The organism is Kitasatospora nipponensis, from assembly GCF_039528135.1.
Lineage (GTDB): Bacteria > Actinomycetota > Actinomycetes > Streptomycetales > Streptomycetaceae > Kitasatospora > Kitasatospora nipponensis.
Window position 1 is genome coordinate 1 of the sequence record NZ_BAAALF010000094.1, and the last position, 18,044, is coordinate 18,044.

Sequence of the window (18,044 nt, forward strand, 5' to 3'; positions counted from 1 at the left end):
GCCCCCCCCCCCCCCCCCCCCCCCCGCCCCGGCCGGGGCGTCGGCGTGAGCGCCGCCGCGTCGCACCGGGGCGCGTCGGGCGACAGTGCGCCGGGCGACGCCCTGCGTGGCGACAGCGAGCCGGGCACCACCGGGCCGGATCCGACCGCGCTCTCCGGCGGGCGGGGTGGCCCGGCCGCGCTGCGCCCGCTGCTGGCCACCGTGCTGGCGGCGCTGGAGGCCGGCGCCGCGCGCCGGGGCGGGCCGCTGGCGCCCGGCGACCCGGCGGTGCTCGCCGACCAGGTGGCGCAGGCCTTCCGGGCGGTGGCCCGGGCCGATCCGGCAGCACCTCATGCCGACCCGGCGACCGTCGCCGGCGAGTGGGGCGCCGGCTCCCCGGAGGCGCTGGCCGAGCTCACCGAACTGCTCGCCCACGGCGCCGCCGATCCCGCCGACCCCGCCGGCGCCGCCCACCTGCACTGCCCGCCCCTCGCGGTCGCGGTCGCCGCCGGCCTGGCCGCCGCCGCGCTCAACCCCTCGCTGGACTCCTGGGACCAGGCCCCGGCCGCCACCGTGCTGGAGCGCGAGCTGCTGGCCGAACTCGCCCAGCTGGTCGGCTACCGGCCCGAGCGCGCCGCCGGCGTGCTCACCTCCGGCGGGACCGAGTCGAACCTGCTGGGCCTGATGCTGGCCCGCGACCAACTGCTCGGCGGGCAGCCCGAGCTGGACGGGGTCGACCTCTCGCGCCGACCGCGGATCCTGGCCTCCCGGGTCGCGCACTTCTCCGTCCAGCGGGCCGCCGCGCTGCTGGGCCTGGGGGAACGCTCGGTGGTGCCGGTCGCCGTCGACCGGGACCAGCGGATGGACCCGGCGGCGCTGGCCCGGGCGCTCGCGGAGGTGCGCGGCACGGGCGGCACGCCGATCGCGCTGGTCGCCACCGCCGGCACCACCGACACCGGCGCCGTCGACCCGCTGCGCGACTGCGCGCGGCTGGCACAGGAGTACGGCGCCTGGCTGCACGTGGACGCCGCCTACGGCGGGGGTGCGCTGCTCTCGCGGCGGCTGGCACCGCTGCTGGACGGCATCGCGCTGGCCGACTCGGTCTCGCTGGACTGGCACAAGCTGGGCTGGCAGCCGGTGGCCGCCGGGGTGTTCCTGGTCCGGCGGGCCGAGACCTACGCCTCGCTGGCCCGCCGCGCGGTCTACCTGAACCCGGCCGACGACGAGAAGGCCGGCTACCCGAGCCTGCTGGGCTACTCGCTGCGCACCACCCGGCGGGCCGACGCCTTCAAGATCGCCGTCACCCTGCGCACCCTGGGACGCGCCGGGCTCGGCGAACTGGTCGACCGCTGCCACGCGTTGGCCGGATTCGCGGCCGGCGCCGTGGAGGCCCGCCCGGCCCTGGAGCTGCACGCCGAACCGCTGCTGACCACCGTGCTCTTCCGCTGCCTGCCCGGCGACGCGGCCACCCGCTCCGACCCGGCGGCCGTCGACCGGTTCAACGCGGTGCTGCGCCGGCGGCTGCTGGCCGAGGGGCGCGCGGTCCTGGGACGGACCGAACTGCCCGCGCCCGAGGGGGAGGTGACAGCGGGTCTGGTGCGCCTCAAGCTCACCCTGCTCAATCCGCACACCACCGAGGCGGACGTGGAACGGCTGCTGGACGAGGTGGTCCGCACCGGCCGGCGGATCGAGCAGGAGGGGCCGGGTCAGTAGCGCCTCTCACCCGCCCGCGGGGCGCACGAAATCCGTTGGAATCCGAGTGGTCGGAACTGGAGGAAAACACACTGGTGTGACGCTCCGTGGCGCATTCCCGCGGGCCTCATTCGACTCATTCTTCACCGCCGTCCGGAAAGGTATGCGTGAACCGGTCCGGGCGGATCGGTAACGGCGATTTTCGGCCGTGCCTGGATCACATTTCGCCAACCCGCCGGCAATACTTGCGGAGCTCCGGATCGGCGGCGATAACGTCTAGTAGTCGCCGCCACACCGGGAGCACACGGCTCCCTGGGACTAGCGGCGCAAGGGGGATCCGCCATGCGCAACCGCGAATTCGCGGTGACTGCGGCATGTCGTAGCGATCGGGCGCGGCCGGCGACGGCCCCGGCGTCCGTGGCCGCCGCCCCCGACGACGCACCGCCGGACCCGCAGTCGCCGGCCTTAGAACGACCCGCCGAATAGCCGCACGGCGGTACAGCCGCACAGCCGAACATCCCCGCGGACGGAGCCGCAACCGGCCGGAAATGACCGCCGCTCCCGCCCCGCGTGAATTCGTCATCACCATGTCGTGAACAGCTCCGCACGGCCGCGCGACGGTCGGGCGACGCCGTGCCGATCGCGCGTTCCCGGGGGTGGACGCGTGCCGTGCCGTCGCCCGGAATCGCGTCGTCCTGACCGTTCTCCTCTCCTTGCGCGCAGCTGTGAGCAATGGCGCGCGCCGGGCGCTCGAACGCGCCCGCTGCCAACTTTTCCCGACCTGCTGTGAACTCAGCCATGCGACGCGGAGGCCGCGTTATGAGCGAATCGCTCCTCAGCACCGAGCCCGACCCGACCGAGTCCGACCCGACCGAGTCCGACACGTACGAGGCGTTTCCGTTCTCCGACCGCTGCCGGCGGGTGTGGGACCTCGGCGACCACCTGCTGATCGGGGTGAGCCCCGGCAACAGCTATTTCAGCCCCCGACGGATAACCGAACTCCTGCTCTGGGCAAGGGAGTTCTTTGACGCCGTGGACATCGTCTACGCGGACCTGCACGTCGACACCCAGTTCGCCGCCTTCGGCTACGAGCCCGAGCACGCCCGGCGCCGGGCCGCCAAGGAGATCAAGACCACCGCCCGGCGGATCGAGCGCGGGGTGGCGCAGGCGCGGTGGGACGCCGTCCGGGTCCGCGCACTCTCCGACTTCCTGCCCGATGACGGCTACCAGCAGCTGCGCGCCGAGATCGACCGGGCGCTCGCCGGCGACCCGGTCTTCCGGACCGCCGCCGAGGGGATGGCGCGCTCCTTCCTGGGCGCCCGGCTGGCCGAGGGAGCGGCGCCGACCGCCGGGCAACTGGCGGCCGGACTGCGTTACATCTGCGCCGAGCTGCCGTTCTTCCTGGACACCCCCAGGCTGCTCGGGGTGCCCAGTTCGGTCTCCTGCTACCACATCGAACTCCCGCTCACCCCGGTGCTGTTCGGGCGCGGGGAGGGACTGCGGGCGGTGCCCGAACAGGGCTACGCGGTGGTCCGCCCGGCCGTCTCCAGCACCGATCCCACCGACCCCGCAGCCCCGGCCCCCGCCGTCGCTGCCGCCGATCCCGTCACCGAGCCCGTCCCCGCCGCCGCTGCCGCCTGAGCACCCGCGACGGCGTCCGCGCCCCGACGGGCCGGACGTCCGGCCACCTCACCCCTCCCAAGGAGAACCACCCGATGACCAGCACCATCCTGCCCACCGAGGACCTGCCGGCCTTCCCGCTCTCGCGGCGCGGCGACGTGCTGCCGCCGGAGGCCGAGCGGCTGCGCGCGGAGCAGCCGATCGCCCGGGTGCGCACCATGACCGGCGACGAGGCCTGGCTGGTCAGCAGCTACCGGCTGGCCAAGCAGGTGCTCGAGGACGAGCGGTTCAGCCTCAAGGACACCGCCAACCCCGGGGTGCCGCGCCAGTACGCGCTGACCATCCCGCCGGAGGTGGTCGACAACATGGGCAACATCAACAGCGCAGGCCTGCGCGACGCAGTGATGAGGACTCTCTCGCCGCGCGCGGACCGGGAGTTGGGAAGCCGGCTGGAGGCCACGGCGCACCGGCTGCTGGACGCGCTGATCGCCCAGGGCCCTCCGGCCGACCTGCGCGACGGCTTCACCGAGCCGTACTCGGCCGCGCTGCACTGCCGGCTGCTGGGCATCCCCACCGACGACTGGCGACGGCTGATGTCCGGCATCGACGTCGCCTTCGTGACCAGCCCGGCACCCTTCGAGGGCTCGGCCCCCAACTGGTACAAGGACCTCGGCTACATGGTGGAGCGGCTGAACGCCGACCCGGCGCCGACCGAGGGGCTGCTCGGCCGGTTCGTGGCGCTGCGCCGCTCCCCGGACGTCTCTGACCAGGTGAGCGACGACCTGCTGGCCACCGTCGCGCTCTCGCTCTTCGGCGCGGGCGCGGTGAGCACCTCGGCCTTCCTGCAGCACGCGATCATCGCGCTGGCCCGGCAGCCCGAACTCGCCGACCGGCTGCGCGCCGAGCCGGCGGTGATCGGCCGGGCGGTGGACGAGCTGCTGCGCTACAACCTCTCCATCGGCGACGCGTTGCCGCGCATCGCGCTCGCGGACGTGACGGTGGGGGAGGTGGAGGTCAAGGCGGGTGAGCTGGTGCTGGTCCTGATCGAGGGGGCCAACTACGACCCGGCCGTCTTCCCGGACCCCGAGCGGATCGACTTCGACCGGGCGAGCAACCCGCACCTGGCCTTCGGCGGCGGCCGGCACTTCTGCCCGGCCTCCGCGCTGGGCCGCACCCACGCCGAGATCGCGCTGGCGGCGCTGGTCGAGCGGCTGCCGCAGCTGCGGCTGGCGCTGCCGGTCGAGCAGCTCGCCTGGCGCCCGGGCTTCATCAAGCGGCTGCTGGAGCGGCTGCCGGTGCTCTGGTAGCGCGCAGGCCGCCGGCGTCGCGCGGTCGCGGCGCCGGCGGCCCCGCCGGACGGGTGGTACCGCTGCGGGCTCAGCCGGGCAGGCCGAGCAGGACGGCGCGTACGCCCTCCCAGGTCTGCGGGTCGCAGGCCACCAGCAGTCCGTCCTCGCCGCCGGGCGGGTCGGCCCGGTAGGGCGAGCCGTCCAGCCGGGCCGAGACCCCGCCCGCCTCGCGGACCAGCAGCGAGCCGGGCGCGTGGTCCCAGGGCAGGGTGCGCCAGTAGAGGAGGAAGTCCAGTTCGTCGCCTGCGACCAGCGGGTACTCCATGCCGGCCGAGCGACGACCCTCCGTCAGGAGGCCGAAGGCCGAGGCCCGTTCGCGCAGGCCCGGCAGCAGGTCGCGGTCCAGGAGGCGCTTCTTCATCGCGCCGCGCCAGCTGCCCGGCCGCCAGGCGGCGGGCGCCCGGGTGAGGCGGATGTCGTTGCGCCAGGCACCCGCGCCGAGCTCGGCGGCGTAGGCGGTGCGGGTCATCGGCTGCCAGATCCAGGCGGCGACCGCCTCGCCGTCGCGCACCAGGGAGGCCATCACCGCGAAGTCCGGCCGGCCGGCGACGAAGTTGGCGGTCCCGTCCACCGGGTCGACCAGCCAGCAGGCCGGCTCGTTGTGCAGGGCGCGGGCGAGTGCGGGGTCGGCCGCGACCGCCTCCTCGCCGACCACCGGGACGGGCAGCAGCTCGCGCAGCCGGCGCGTGATGATCGCCTCGGCCTCCCGGTCGGCCACGGTCACCAGGTCACCCGGGGCCTTCTCCATCACCTCGCCGGCGGTCAGCGCCCGGAACCGCGGTTCGACGACCTCCGCCGAAGCCTCGCAGAGGATCTCCGCCACCTTCTCCATGAGCACGCCGGTGCGCTCCCTTCCCTCGGCTACCACTCTCGCACGCCGCAGGGGAGGTGACCTGCGGCGACCACCGGCCGGACGGGGGCGGTCGCCGGGCGGGCGCGGCCGGTGGGTCGGGCGGCGCGCCGAGGCCCGGCCGGAGCGTGCCGCCGGTGGCCGGCCGGCGCACGTCCGCTGTCGGCCGGTGGTCAGCCGGTGGCCTGGCGGGCCACCAGGGCGGCGACCTGACGGCGGCCCAGCTCGGTGGTGCGGCGCATGTGACGCAGCAGCAGGGCCAGCTCCGGCTCGCTGTCGGCGGCGAAGAGCGCGTCCCAGTCGGCGCCCAGCTCGCGCCAGAGCGCGCCGAAGCGGGCCATCGCCGCGGGGACCAGCTCGACCATCACCCGCCGGCGGTCGGTGGTGTCGCGCCGGCGGGTCACGTAGCCGCCGCGCTCCAGCCGGTCCACCAGGCGGGTCGCCGAGCCGCTGGTCAGCCCGGTCAGCTCGGCGACCTGCTTGGTGGTGACCGGCGCGGCCTCCAGGCTGAGCAGGCTGAGGCACTGCACGTCGGTGGCGTGCATCCCCAGGTGGTCGGCGACGGCCTGGTTGAACAGGACGTACGCGGCGAGGTAGCGCCGGGACTCCGAGCGCAGTTCGGTCAGCAGGTCGGCTCGGCTCATCGGGAGTGCCCCTCGCTCGGTCGGTCTCGGTCCGATAATTAATTGCGCCACGCAGGCATTGCCCCGTACGTTGACTGCATGACGCAGACATTCTACGACGCTCCGGTCGCCGTGACCGGCGCCACCGGCGCCCAGGGCGGTGCCACCGCCCGGGCCCTGCTCGCCCGCGGCCACCGGGTCCGCGCGCTGACCCGCGATCCGCAGGGACCGGCCGCCGCCGCGCTGGCCGCGCTCGGCGCGCAGGTCGTGCGGGCCGACTTCGACGAGCCCGCCTCGCTGACCGGTGCGCTGGCCGGGGCCGGTGCGCTCTTCGCGATGTCCACGCCGTTCGGCACCGACCTCGCCACCGAGGTGCGCCAGGGCGTCGCGCTGCTGGACGCGGCGCAGGCCACCGCGGGGCTGCGGCACGTGGTCCTCACCTCCGCCACCAACGCGGACCGCGGCACCGGGATCCCGCACTTCGACAGCAAGGCGGCGATCGAGCGCCACCTCGCCGGCCTCGACCTGCCGTGGACCGTGCTGGGTCCGGCCGTCTTCCTGGACAACTACGTGAACGACTGGACCCTGGAGTCGCTGCGCGAGGGCGTCTACGCGATGCCGATGCCCGCCGACCAGCTGCTGCCGGTGATCGCGGCCGCGGACATCGGCGCCTTCGCGGCGCTGGTGCTGGAGCGGCCGCAGCACTTCGTCCACCAGCGGATCGACATCGCCGCGCAGTGGTGCACGCCGCGCCGGATCGCCGAGGTCATCACGGCCGCGAGCGGGCGGCGGATCACCCACCGGGAGGTGCCGCTGGCGGTGGTCGAGCAGTACTCCACCGACCTGGCGGCGATGTTCCGCTACTTCCAGCGGACCGGGCTGCAGGTCGACGTCGACGCGCTGCGCTGGAACCACCCCGAGGTGGGCTGGCAGGGCGTGGAGCAGTGGGCGGCCGCGCAGGACTGGCCGCGCCTGCTCGGCGCGGTCCCCACGGGGAACTGAGGTGCAGTCGACTCGGCCGAGCCACGTTCAGGCTGACGCACGTTCAGGCTGACGCACGTTCAGGCCGAGCCACGTTCAGGCCGAGCCACGTTCAGGCCGAGCCCCGTTCAGGCCGAGCCACGTTCAGGCCGAGGCGGGCTCAGGCCGAGGCGCGCTCGGGCCGGTGCCGGGCCTCGCCGGCGGGCGCGGCGGGCGGCTCCGGGCGGCGGTAGCGGGTCCCCGTGGCGGTGCCGAGCGCGAGCAGCAACGCGGCGGCCGCGGCCGTGCAGGTGATCAGGAACGGTGCCGACGGACCGCCCGCGTCCGAGGCCCAGCCCGCCACCACCGTCCCGGCCGCCTGCGCCAGCGTGATGCTGCTGACCAGCCCGGCCATCGCCTCGCCCAGCCGGGCGGGCGGAACGGTCCGCTCGACCAGTCCGAACATCGTGATCATCTGCGGCGCCACCGCGAGCCCCAGGCAGCCGACCGCCGCGGCCAGGCCCGGCAGGGTGGCGCCCGCGAACGGGAAGAGCAGCGCGGCGCCGCAGAGCAGCCCGGTGCCGGCCCGCAGTCGCAGCGGCAGGTCCAGGCGGGCGGGCAGCGCGGCCACCGCCAGGCCCGAGCAGGCGCTGGTCAGCCCCATCAGCCCGTAGACCAGGCCGGCGACCCCCGGGTGGCCCAGCGCCTCGGTGGTCGCGGTGACGCCGACCTGGACCGAGCCGAAGACGACGCCGAGCAGCGCCATGCCGGCCAGCAGCAGCAGGTAGGGCAGGGTCAGCAGCCGGGCCCGGGCAGCGGTGCCGGACCCGTCCGCGGCGCCGGCCGGGATGGCGGGGACGCCCGGCGGGGCGGTGGGGTGGCGGGCGAAGAGGGTCCCGCAGACCCCGACCAGGCCGGCCGCCAGCAGCAGCCCGCCGCCCGGCCCGGTCAGCGTGGCCAGCAGCCCCACCACGGCCGGGCCGCTGGTGAAGCTGAGCTCGTCGATCAGGCCGTCCAGCCAGAGCGCGGCGGCCGTCCGGTCCGGGCGCCCGCGGGCCAGCCAGAGCCAGCGGCTGCGCGAGAGCGGCCCCACCAGCGGCACCGAGAGCCCCACCACCAGCGCCGCCAGCAACTGCCAGCCCAGCGCGGTGCGCGCCTGCGAGGCGGCGACCAGGGCGAGGACGGCCAGGCCGTTGACGGCGGCCGCCACCAGCCCCACCCGGCGCTGCCCGCGCCGGTCGGCCGCCCGGCCCACCAGCGGCCCGCCCACCGCCTGGCCCACCGCCAGCACCCCGGCCACCGCCGCGCCGCACCAGACGCTCCCGGTCCGCTGGCTGACCATCAGCAGCGAGCCGATCGGGCACATCGCGGCCGGCAGCCGCCCGAGCAGCGACCAGGCGAGCACCGGGCCGCCGGTCAGCTCCCGGGTCTGCCGGTACCTGGCGACCGCCCCGGTCCGCACCCCGGATCCGTCCATGCTCCCCGCCCCCAGCGACAGGACCGCCCCGGGGCGCCCGCCTCCCCGCAGTCGGCCCGACAGGTGATCGACCAGCGGGTGAGCCCCCACGCTAGGACAGCCCGGACACGCACCGTAATCGTACGATCATCCAGCGCACCCGCCGCCCGGCGCCGCCCCGCCCGGAGCATCCGCTGCCGGCCCGCGGGGGCCCGCGGCCCGGGTCCTACCGCCGGCGGCGCAGGAGTTCGTCGTACTCGGCGTGCACGCGGCGGTCCATGGCCAGGGCGAACTGGGCGTCCGCGACGGTGCGGGCCAGCGGGCGCACCCGGGTGAGCTGCTCGGTGAGGTGGGCGGCCTCGCCGGGGGGCAGCGGGTCGTGGGCGGCCAGCGCGCCCAGGAGCTGGTCGCGGATCAGGCCGACGAAGACCTCGGCCACCGCGTCCGCGTACTCCTGGGCCTTGCGGCTGGCGTCCAGCACGGCGGCCAGTGGCACGCCCTCGGCGACCAGGGCGGTGGTGGCGTCCATCAGGCGGCGGCTGACGTGGGTGATGCCCTCGTCGGTGACCGTGACGTAGCCCTGGGCCAGGGACTCGGCGGTGTTGGCCTCGGTGAGCTGGTCGCCGAAGGCGTCGGCCAGCTCGCTCCAGCTGAGCGAGACCGGGGTCTCGTCCGACCAGGGCGAGATGATCGCGTCCTCCAGGCCGATCAGCTCGGCCACGTCCCGGCCGCTCTCGCCCGCCCCGATCAGCTCGGCGATGCCGCCCAGCGCGTGGCCGCGCTCCAGCAGTTCGGCGATCACCTTGAGCCGGGCCAGGTGCGACTCGCCGTACCAGGCGATCCGGCCCTCCTTGCGGGGCGGCGGCAGCAGCTTGCGTTCGCGGTAGAAGCGCAGGGTGCGGGTGGTGATGCCGGCGGCCGCGGCGAGTTCCTCGACCCGGTACTCGCGCGGGCGCACTGCGTCGGCGCCGGTCAGCGCGCTGTCGTCGTCGTCCTGGATCTCCGCCACGCGGTCAGCATAGGGCGGCGCCCGGTCCCCGCGGCGCGATCCGGCGGGCCGGATCCCGCCCGGTCGGGCTTCTTCCGCGCGGCGGCGGCAGCGGCTACTCTGCCAATCGTGCCAGTGAACACTGGCACGATCCAGCGTCCCGTACGCTCCCGCAGCGCGCCCACCCCGTACGCACCGCCAGAGAGGACCCGCCGCATGGCAGCCAGCCCCGAGCAGCGCACCGGCCCCGGCCCGGCACCGTCCCCGTCGAGCGCTCCCGGCCCGGCGGACGAGCCCGCCCTCGAGCCGGCGGACGCCGGCCCCCGGCACGTACGGGTCGCCGTGATCGGCTCCGGGTTCGCCGGCATCGGCGCCGGCGTGCGGCTGCGCCGGGCCGGGATCACCGACTTCGTGATCCTGGAGCGGGCCGACTCGGTCGGCGGCACCTGGCGCGACAACAGCTACCCGGGCTGCGCCTGCGACGTCCCCTCGCACCTCTACTCGTTCTCCTTCGCGCTCAACCCCGACTGGCCGCGCAGCTTCTCCGGCCAGGGCGAGATCCGCGCCTACCTGGAGCGGGTCACCGACACCTTCGGCCTGCGCCCGCACCTGCGGCTGCGCACCGAGGTCCACGAGGCGCGCTGGGAGCCCGAGCAGACCCGCTGGCGGATCACCACCAGCCGGGGCGTGTGGACCGCCGACGCGCTGGTCTCCGCCACCGGCCCGCTCTCCGACCCGCAGATCCCCGACCTGCCCGGGCTGGACGGCTTCCCCGGCAAGGTCTTCCACTCCTCGCGCTGGGACCACGAGCACGACCTGACCGGGCAGCGGGTCGCGGTGGTGGGCACCGGCGCCTCGGCGGTGCAGATCGTCCCCTCGATCCAGCCGAAGGTCGGCCGGCTGACCGTCTTCCAGCGCACCCCGGCCTGGGTGCTGCCGAAGATGGACCGCGAGATCAGCGCCCTGGAGCGGGCCGTGCACCGGGCGGTGCCGGCCACCACCGCGCTGCGCCGGGCCGCGCTCTTCGCCACCCGCGAGCTCCAGGTGGACGCCTTCGTGCGCCGCCCCGGCGCGCTGAAGCTGGTCCAGCGGCTGGCCGAGCGGCACCTGGCCCAGCAGATCAGGGACCCCGAGCTGCGCGCCAAGCTCACCCCGAACTTCCGGATCGGCTGCAAGCGGATCCTGCTCAGCCACAGCTACTACCCGGCGCTGGCCGCGCCCAACACCGAGGTGGTCGCCGCCGGACTGCGCGAGGTGCGCGGCTCCACGCTGGTCGCCTCCGACGGCAGCGAGCACGAGGCCGACGTGCTGGTCTTCGGCACCGGCTTCCACGTCACCGACATGCCGATCGCCGAACGGGTCTTCGGCGCGCAGGGCCAGAGCCTGGCGCAGGAGTGGAAGGAGGGGATGGAGGCGCTGCGCGGCTCCACCGTGCACGGCTTCCCCAACCTCTTCTTCGTGATCGGCCCCAACACCGGACTCGGCAACAGCTCGATGATCCTGATGATCGAGTCGCAGCTGAACTACCTCGTCGACGCGCTGACCACGCTGGACTCGCTCGGCGCCACCGCCCTGCAGCCCACCGCGCGCGCCCAGCGGCACTGGAACCAGCGGCTGCAGCACAGGATGGCCCGCACGGTCTGGAGCACCGGCGGCTGCCGCAGCTGGTACCTGGACAGCCAGGGCAAGAACACCGTCCTGTGGCCGGGCTCCACCAGCGCCTTCCGGCGCGCCACCCGCCGGCTCGACCTGACCGAGTACGAGCTGATCAAGCGTCCCGGCCCGGCGCCGGCCGCCACCGCCCCCCAGGAGGTCACCGCATGAGCGCCGCGATTCCCGCCGACTGCCTGCTGCCCGCGCCCGCCGAACGGCTGCGGGTGCGCTCAGCCGACGGCAGCTGGCTGAACGCCGAGGCGTACGGGCCCCAGGACGCGCCGGTGGTGCTGCTCGCACACGGCTGGACCTGCTCCACCGCCTTCTGGGCCCCGGTGATCCACCGGCTGGCCGACACCCACCGGCTGGTCGCCTACGACCAGCGCGGCCACGGGCGCAGCGACATCCCGGTCAGCCGGCACGGCTACTCCACCCAGGCCCTGGCCGACGACCTGGAGGCGGTGCTGACCCGGGTCGTCCCCGAGGGGGAGCGCGCCGTGCTGGCCGGGCACAGCATGGGAGGCATGACCATCATGGCGGCCGGCGGCCGCTCGAAGGTGGCCGCCCGCACCGCGGCCGCGCTGCTGGTCAGCACCGGTCCGCACGACCTGACCGAGCACCTGCTGGTGGTGCCGCCCACGGTGCGCCCGGCCGGCCTGCGCCGGGCGCTGCACCGGCAGATCCTGCAGTCCCGGCTGCCGCTGGGGCCGGTCACCGGGCTCTCCAGGGCGCTGCTGAAGTACGCCACCATGGGCCCGGCCACCCCCGCGGGCGAGGTGGCGGCCTGCGCCGACATCGTGCACGCCTGCCCCACCGCGGTGCGGGCGAACTGGGCCCGGGTGCTCGGCGAGCTGGACGTGCGCCCCGGGCTGACCATGCTGGAGGCGCCCACCGCGATCGTGGTCGGCAGCCACGACAAGCTCACCCCGCCGGTGCACGCCCGCGCGATGCGCGCCGCGCTGCGCCGCCCGGACGGGCTGCTGGAACTGCCCGGCGTCGGCCACATGTCGCCGGTCGAGCGTCCCGACGAGGTCGCCGCCGAGATCCGGCGCCTGGTCACCACCCACCTCACCGCCCTCAGGAGTGATGCCGCGTGACCACGCCCCCGCTCAACGCCCAGGTCGTCGTCGTCACCGGGGCCGCCCGCGGCCTGGGCGCGCTGATGGCCCGCAGGCTGGCCGACCGCGGCGCCCGGGTGGCGCTGGTGGGCCTGGAGCCGGCCGAGCTGAAGGCCGCCGCCGCGCAGTGCGGACCGGAGGCGAGCTACTGGGAGGCCGACGTGACCGACCTGGTGGCGCTCAGCGCCACCGCCCAGGCGATCAAGGAGAAGTACGGCCGGATCGACACCGTGGTGGCCAACGCCGGCATCGCGATCGGCGGTCCGCTGCTGGACAGCGACCCGGCCGCCTACAACCGGGTGATCGAGGTCAACCTGCTGGGCAGCGTCACCACCGCCCGGGCGTTCCTGCCGGCGCTGATCGAGACCCGCGGCTACCTGCTGCAGATCGCCTCGCTGGCCGCGATCACCCCCGCCCCGCTGATGAGCGCGTACTGCGCCAGCAAGGCGGGCGTGGAGTCCTTCGCCCACGCGCTGCGGGCCGAGGTCGCCCACCAGGGGGTCCGGGTCGGGGTCGGCTACCTGAGCTGGACCGACACCGACATGGTGCGCGGCGCCGACCAGGACGACGTGCTGCGCGAGATGCGCGCCAGGCTGCCCTGGCCGGCGAACCGGACCTACCCGATCGGTCCGGCGGTGGACCGCCTGGTGGCCGGCATCGCCCGCCGCTCGGCGCACGTCTACGCGCAGGCCTGGCTGCGCGGCATGCAACCGGTGCGCTGGCTGCTGCCCGGGGTGATCGCCTCCGTCGGCGCCCGCGAAGTGGCCCTGCCGCGGGCCCCCGCGAGGTGGCCCGGCTGGCCCCGCGGCTGGCGGCCACCGCGGCCGCCCTGCTGCGCCCGGTCGGCGCCGGCGGCGCGGTCGACGAGGCCTCCCGGGGCAGCCGCAGCGGGAGGGCGTAGCGGGGCGGCCTAGCGGAACGGGGCTGGGGGCGGGTTCGGGGGGCGGTGTCGGGGGAGGCGGCCGGGGGCCGGTGCCGCGGCCGGTCCCCGCTTGCCCGCCCGCTCACCCGCCCGGCGGCGGCGCGGTGGGCCGGACGGGTACCATTCGGCCCGTGGATCCCGGTTGCGCCCGCTTTCGACGGGCGGTCGCCGTAGACCCGCCCGCACTCCCCTGATCGAAAGGCTCACGCAGCCGATGGCCCCCCGCCTCTCCGTCGTCGTCCCGATCTACAACGTCGAGCGCTACCTCCAGGAGTGCCTGGACTCGATCGCCGCGCAGACCTTCGAGGACTTCGAGTGCGTCATGGTCGACGACGGGTCGACCGACACCAGCGCGGCCATCGCCGAGGCGTTCGCGGCCCAGGACGCCCGGTTCCGGCTGGTGCGGCAGGAGAACAAGGGCCTGGGGGCGGCCCGCAACACCGGCTGGCGCCACCTCGACCCGCACGCCGAGTACCTCGCCTACGTGGACAGTGACGACACCCTGCCGCCCGGCGCCTACCAGCTGATGATCAGCACGCTGGACGAGACCGGCTCGGACTTCGCGGCCGGCAACGCGCTGCGCTTCCGCTCCACCGGCTCCTACCAGTCCGGCGCGCACCGCAAGCCGTTCGCGCAGACCCGGTTGCGCACCCACGTGACCGAGGTCCCGGCGCTGGTCACCGACCGCACCGCGTGGAACAAGGTCTACCGGCGCAGCTTCTACGACGGCGCCGAACTGCACTACCCCGAGGGCATCCTGTACGAGGACGCCCCGGTCAGCGTGCCGCACCACTACCTGGCCACCGCCGTGGACGTGCTCAGCGAGCCGATCTACCACTGGCGCGAGCGCGAGCTGGGCGACGCCTCGATCACCCAGGGGCGCACCAACCCGCGCGGGCTGGTCGACCGGGTCCGCTCGATGGAGCTGGTCCGCGCCTGGCTGATCGCCCGCCCCGAGCCGAAGTTCGCCGACTACCTGCGCTCCTACGACCAGAACTGCCTGGTCGAGGAGATCCCGATGTTCTTCTGGTGGGTGCCGGACGGCGACCAGGCGTACCGGGCGCTGTACCAGGAGCACGTCACCCGGCTGCTGGAGGCGATCGGCACCGAGCGGATCGCCGCGCTGCGCGCCCCGCTGCGGGTCAAGTACCGCCTGACGCTGGCGAACCGGATGGAGGAGTTCGTCGCGCTGCAGCGCTTCCACCGGCTCTACCGGCGCCGGCGGGCCCAACTGCGGCTGCGCCGGCCGGTCGCCGGGGCCTGAGGGCCGCCGGCCCGGGTCCGAGGGCCCCTCGCAGGGGCCTGGCGGCCGTCCCGCCGTGAGCCCGGCGGGACTTGGCGGACAGGGTCTAGGTTGGGGCCATGACAACAGCCCTCATCACCGGCGCGACCGCCGGTATCGGTGCCGCCTTCGCCCGTCGCCTGGCCGACGACGGCCATGACCTGGTCCTGGTCGCCCGCGACACCGGGCGCCTGAAGGCGACGGCCGCCGAACTGCACGAGCGCTACGGCGTTCAGGCCGAGGTGCTCACCGCCGACCTCGCCACCGAGCAGGGGATCGCCGCGGTCGAGGAGCGGCTGCGCGACGAGGCGCGGCCGGTCGGGATCCTGGTCAACAACGCCGGCTTCGGCAACCGGGGCGCCTACCTCACCGTCCCGCTGGAGCAGGAGCTCGACATGCTCAAGGTGCACGTCGAGGCGGTGCTGCGGCTGACCGGCGCGGCGGTGCCGGGGATGCGCGAGCGCGGGTTCGGCGGGGTGGTCAACGTGGCCTCGGTGGCGGCCTTCCTGCCGCGCGGCACCTACGGGGCCACCAAGGCCTGGGTGGTCAACTTCACCCAGGGCGTGGCGCGCGACCTGGGTGGCACCGGCGTGCGGCTGATGGCGCTCTGCCCGGGCTTCACCCGGACCGAGTTCCACGAGCGGGCCGGCATGGGGACCACGAACGTGCCGGCCTGGGGCTGGCTCTCCGCCGAGCGGGTGGTGGACGAGGCGCTGCGCGACCTGGCCCGTGGACGCACCCTGTCGGTGCCGGGCAAGCGCTACAAGGCCGTGGTGGCGATCGCCCGGCTGCTGCCGGCGGGGAAGCTGGGCGGGATGTCCTCGAAGGCGGCGCGCACCTACCGGGACTGAGCGCGGCGCACCCGGGACCCCGGCGACCGGTTCCCCGACACCCGGCGGCCCGTTTCCGGGCACTCGGGGGGATAGCTCATTATTAGCTCGCCTAACAATGAGCTATCCTCTTCATGCTGCCTTCCCTCAGGAGGTCCCATGAGGCCCGACCGCACCACCTGGACGCCGCCCGAGCGCGATCCGGACGCGCCGCGTCCGCCCGTCCCACTGCGCCGCGTCCTGGCGCTCTTCCGCCCCTACCGGGGCCGCCTGGCCCTGGTCGGGGTGCTGGTCGGGGCCTCGGCGGTGGTCTCGGTGGTCACCCCGTTCCTGCTGCGCGCCGTGCTCGACGTGGCGATCCCGCAGGGCCGCACCGGTCTGCTCAGCCTGCTGGTGCTCGGCATGGTCGCCACCGCCGTCGTCAACAGCGTCTTCAACGTGCTGCAGACCCTGGTCTCCACCACCGTGGGCCAGCGCGTCATGCACGACCTGCGCACCGCCGTCTACACCCACCTGCAGCGCCAGTCGCTGGCCTTCTTCACCCGCACCCGCACCGGCGAGGTGCAGTCCCGGATCGCCAACGACATCGGCGGCATGCAGTCCACCGTGACCTCCACCGCCACCTCGCTGGTCTCCAACCTGACCAGCGTGGTGGCCACCGTGGTCGCGATGGTCGCGCTGGACTGGCGGCTGACCGTGGTCTCGCTGCTGCTCCTGCCGGTCTTCGCCTGGATCAGCCGGCGGGTCGGCCGCGAGCGCCGCAAGATCACCTCCGAGCGGCAGAAGCAGCTCGCCGTGCTCTCCTCCGCGGTCCAGGAGTCCCTCTCGGTCAGCGGCATCCTGCTGGGCCGCACGATGGGCCGCTCCGACTCGCTCTCGCGCGAGTTCACCGAGCAGTCCGACCAGCTCGCCGACCTCGAGGTGCGCTCCAGCATGGCCGGGCGCTGGCGGATGAACGTGATCGGCATCGTGATGTCCGCGATGCCCGCCGCCATCTACTGGGCGGCCGGGCTGACCTCGGCGGCCGGCGCGCCGATCGTCTCGATCGGCACCCTGGTCGCGTTCGTCTCGCTCCAGCAGCAGCTCTTCCGCCCCGCCGTCAGCCTGCTCTCCACCGGCGTGGAGGTGCAGACCTCGATGGCGCTCTTCCAGCGGATCTTCGAGTACCTGGACCTCCCGGTGGAGATCGACGAGCCCGCCGACGCGGTGCACCTGCCCGCGGTGCGCGGCGAGGTCCGCTTCGAGCGGGTCGACTTCGGCTACGACCCCGAGCGGCCCACCGGCACCCTGGCCGGCATCGAGCTGACGATCCCGGCCGGCAGCTCGCTGGCGGTGGTCGGCGAGACCGGCTCGGGCAAGACCTCGCTCAGCTACCTGGTCCCGCGCCTGTACGACGTGACCGGCGGCCGGGTCACCCTGGACGGCACCGACGTGCGCGCGCTGACCTTCGAGACGCTCTCGCGGGCGATCGGCGTGGTCTCCCAGGAGACCTACCTCTTCCACGCCTCGGTCGCCGAGAACCTGCGCTTCGCCAAGCCGGACGCCACCGACGAGCAGTTGGTCGCCGCCGCCCGGGCGGCCCAGATCCACGAGCACATCGCGTCCCTGCCGGACGGCTACGACACCCTGGTCGGCGAGCGCGGCTACCGCTTCTCGGGCGGCGAGAAGCAGCGCCTGGCCATCGCCCGCACCATCCTGCGCAACCCGCCGGTGCTGATCCTGGACGAGGCGACCAGCGCGCTGGACAACCAGACCGAGCGCGCGGTGCAGCAGGCGATCGACACGCTGGCCGCCGGGCGCACCACGATCACCATCGCCCACCGGCTCTCCACGATCCGCGAGGCCGACCAGATCGCGGTCCTGGAGCGCGGCCGGGTGGCCGAGCTGGGGACCCACCAGGAGCTGCTGGAGCGCGGCGGGCGCTACGCCGCCCTGCTGCGCCGCGAGGCCCCGGCCAGGGCGGGCGAGCCGGTGCTGGCGCAGGCCTGAGCCCCGCCCCGCAGCCGGGTCGGGGTCGGCCGGGGCCGGGCCCGCGGAGCCGGGGTCGCTCAGGCGGCCAGCGGGCGCTCGTTGTAGACCTCCGCGAGGTCCTGGCCGGAGAGCTCGTGGATCGCCGCCATCACCTCGTCGGTCACCTGGCGGCGGGCCCGGGCGGAGCGGGCCTGGCCGTGCAGCGCGGAGAAGTCCAGCGGCTCGCCGAAGCGGACCGTCACCCGGCGCAGCCGCGGCCGGCGGCTGCCGACCGGCAGGATCTCCTCGGTGCCGGCCAGCGCCACCGGCACCACCGGGACCCCGGCCGTCAGCGCCAGCCAGGCCACGCCCGTCTTGCCGCGGTAGAGGCGGCCGTCCAGCGAGCGGGTGCCCTCCGGGTAGATGCCGAAGGCGTGGCCGTCCTCCAACACCTCGAGCGCGGCGTTGAGCGCGGCCTGCGCCAGGTGGATCTCGCCGCGCTGCACCGGGACCGCGTCGATGGCCTTGAAGAAGGAGCGGGAGAGCCGCCCCTTGAGGCCCTGGCCGGTGAAGTACTCGGCCTTGGCCAGGAAGCTGATCGGGCGCGGCGCGGTCAGCGGGATCACCACGCTGTCGATGAACGACAGGTGGTTGCTGGCCAGGATGACACCGCCCTTGCGCGGGACGTTCTCCAGTCCCTCGACCACCGGCCGGTAGACCGCCCGGGCCAGTGGTTTGAGCAGGAGCTTGGTGACAATCTTGATCATGGGTC

At 74.9% G+C, this 18,044-nt stretch carries 14 protein-coding genes and 1 pseudogene; 10 read left to right on the forward strand and 5 right to left on the reverse strand.

The annotated features are described in order from the left end of the window. Positions 1-45: 45 nt before the first annotated feature. The 3 genes from ABD323_RS23715 (at position 46) to ABD323_RS23725 (ending at position 4,598) form a co-directional block, all read left to right on the forward strand. Positions 46-1,692, forward strand: coding sequence for a pyridoxal phosphate-dependent decarboxylase family protein (locus ABD323_RS23715; protein WP_344443930.1), 1,647 nt, complete (start codon positions 46-48; stop codon positions 1,690-1,692). Positions 1,693-2,490: 798 nt separating this feature from the next. Continuing rightward, positions 2,491-3,312, forward strand: a complete 822-nt coding sequence (locus tag ABD323_RS23720; RefSeq protein WP_344443931.1) for a tRNA-dependent cyclodipeptide synthase — start codon at positions 2,491-2,493, stop codon at positions 3,310-3,312. A gap of 74 nt (positions 3,313-3,386) precedes the next feature. Continuing rightward, entirely contained in the window at positions 3,387-4,598 is a 1,212-nt protein-coding gene (locus ABD323_RS23725) for a cytochrome P450 (protein ID WP_344443932.1), read from the forward strand. 70 nt (positions 4,599-4,668) lie between these two features. Here the strand turns inward: ABD323_RS23725 and ABD323_RS23730 are convergent, their stop codons facing one another. Both ABD323_RS23730 and ABD323_RS23735 read right to left on the reverse strand, forming a co-directional pair. Then, positions 4,669-5,472 carry an inositol monophosphatase family protein gene (locus tag ABD323_RS23730; protein WP_344443957.1) on the reverse strand — a complete coding sequence of 268 codons (804 nt, stop codon included), beginning with the start codon at positions 5,470-5,472 and terminating at the stop codon, positions 4,669-4,671. Between the two features lie 191 nt (positions 5,473-5,663). After that, entirely contained in the window at positions 5,664-6,134 is a 471-nt protein-coding gene (locus ABD323_RS23735) for a MarR family winged helix-turn-helix transcriptional regulator (RefSeq protein WP_344443933.1), read from the reverse strand. Between the two features lie 78 nt (positions 6,135-6,212). On the opposite strand from ABD323_RS23735, the gene ABD323_RS23740 reads away from it, so the two are divergent. Then, positions 6,213-7,115: an NmrA family NAD(P)-binding protein gene (locus ABD323_RS23740; protein WP_344443934.1), complete on the forward strand. Its 903-nt coding sequence runs from the start codon at positions 6,213-6,215 to the stop codon at positions 7,113-7,115. Between the two features lie 139 nt (positions 7,116-7,254). Here ABD323_RS23740 and ABD323_RS23745 read toward each other — a convergent pair whose 3' ends face one another. Both ABD323_RS23745 and ABD323_RS23750 read right to left on the reverse strand, forming a co-directional pair. Then, positions 7,255-8,550, reverse strand: coding sequence for an MFS transporter (locus tag ABD323_RS23745; RefSeq protein WP_344443935.1), 1,296 nt, complete (start codon positions 8,548-8,550; stop codon positions 7,255-7,257). 205 nt (positions 8,551-8,755) lie between these two features. Then, the gene (locus ABD323_RS23750; RefSeq protein WP_344443936.1) at positions 8,756-9,538 is read right to left on the reverse strand and encodes a MerR family transcriptional regulator; all 783 of its coding nucleotides are present in this window, start codon (positions 9,536-9,538) and stop codon (positions 8,756-8,758) included. A gap of 195 nt (positions 9,539-9,733) precedes the next feature. On the opposite strand from ABD323_RS23750, the gene ABD323_RS23755 reads away from it, so the two are divergent. The 6 genes and pseudogenes from ABD323_RS23755 to ABD323_RS23780 all read left to right on the forward strand — a co-directional run bounded on the left by ABD323_RS23755 (position 9,734) and on the right by ABD323_RS23780 (position 17,311). Then, on the forward strand, positions 9,734-11,341 hold the full coding sequence (locus ABD323_RS23755) for a flavin-containing monooxygenase (RefSeq protein WP_344443937.1): 1,608 nt from the start codon (positions 9,734-9,736) through the stop codon (positions 11,339-11,341). Further along, positions 11,338-12,267 (forward strand): alpha/beta fold hydrolase, encoded by a 930-nt coding sequence (locus ABD323_RS23760; RefSeq protein WP_344443938.1) that lies wholly within the window; start codon positions 11,338-11,340, stop codon positions 12,265-12,267. Before ABD323_RS23755 ends, ABD323_RS23760 begins: the two co-directional genes overlap by 4 nt. Next, positions 12,264-13,189: pseudogene (locus tag ABD323_RS23765) on the forward strand (SDR family oxidoreductase). Before ABD323_RS23760 ends, ABD323_RS23765 begins: the two are co-directional and overlap by 4 nt. A gap of 235 nt (positions 13,190-13,424) precedes the next feature. Further along, positions 13,425-14,474: a glycosyltransferase family 2 protein gene (locus ABD323_RS23770; protein WP_344443940.1), complete on the forward strand. Its 1,050-nt coding sequence runs from the start codon at positions 13,425-13,427 to the stop codon at positions 14,472-14,474. Positions 14,475-14,572: 98 nt separating this feature from the next. Further along, entirely contained in the window at positions 14,573-15,343 is a 771-nt protein-coding gene (locus ABD323_RS23775; RefSeq protein WP_344443941.1) for an SDR family NAD(P)-dependent oxidoreductase, read from the forward strand. 138 nt (positions 15,344-15,481) lie between these two features. After that, on the forward strand, positions 15,482-17,311 hold the full coding sequence (locus ABD323_RS23780) for an ABC transporter ATP-binding protein (protein ID WP_344443942.1): 1,830 nt from the start codon (positions 15,482-15,484) through the stop codon (positions 17,309-17,311). A 59-nt stretch (positions 17,312-17,370) separates the two neighbouring features. Here the strand turns inward: ABD323_RS23780 and ABD323_RS23785 are convergent, their stop codons facing one another. Then, on the reverse strand, positions 17,371-18,039 hold the full coding sequence (locus ABD323_RS23785) for a lysophospholipid acyltransferase family protein (protein WP_344443943.1): 669 nt from the start codon (positions 18,037-18,039) through the stop codon (positions 17,371-17,373). Between the last annotated feature and the right edge of the window lie 5 nt (positions 18,040-18,044).

Coding starts and splice junctions, on each gene's coding strand:
- ABD323_RS23720 (WP_344443931.1), top strand. CDS start 2,491: ATGAGCGAATCGCTCCTCAGCACCGAGCCCGACCCGACCGAGTCCGAC.
- ABD323_RS23725 (WP_344443932.1), top strand. CDS start 3,387: ATGACCAGCACCATCCTGCCCACCGAGGACCTGCCGGCCTTCCCGCTC.
- ABD323_RS23730 (WP_344443957.1), bottom strand. CDS start 5,472: ATGGAGAAGGTGGCGGAGATCCTCTGCGAGGCTTCGGCGGAGGTCGTC.
- ABD323_RS23735 (WP_344443933.1), bottom strand. CDS start 6,134: ATGAGCCGAGCCGACCTGCTGACCGAACTGCGCTCGGAGTCCCGGCGC.
- ABD323_RS23740 (WP_344443934.1), top strand. CDS start 6,213: ATGACGCAGACATTCTACGACGCTCCGGTCGCCGTGACCGGCGCCACC.
- ABD323_RS23745 (WP_344443935.1), bottom strand. CDS start 8,550: ATGGACGGATCCGGGGTGCGGACCGGGGCGGTCGCCAGGTACCGGCAG.
- ABD323_RS23755 (WP_344443937.1), top strand. CDS start 9,734: ATGGCAGCCAGCCCCGAGCAGCGCACCGGCCCCGGCCCGGCACCGTCC.
- ABD323_RS23760 (WP_344443938.1), top strand. CDS start 11,338: ATGAGCGCCGCGATTCCCGCCGACTGCCTGCTGCCCGCGCCCGCCGAA.
- ABD323_RS23770 (WP_344443940.1), top strand. CDS start 13,425: ATGGCCCCCCGCCTCTCCGTCGTCGTCCCGATCTACAACGTCGAGCGC.
- ABD323_RS23775 (WP_344443941.1), top strand. CDS start 14,573: ATGACAACAGCCCTCATCACCGGCGCGACCGCCGGTATCGGTGCCGCC.
- ABD323_RS23780 (WP_344443942.1), top strand. CDS start 15,482: ATGAGGCCCGACCGCACCACCTGGACGCCGCCCGAGCGCGATCCGGAC.
- ABD323_RS23785 (WP_344443943.1), bottom strand. CDS start 18,039: ATGATCAAGATTGTCACCAAGCTCCTGCTCAAACCACTGGCCCGGGCG.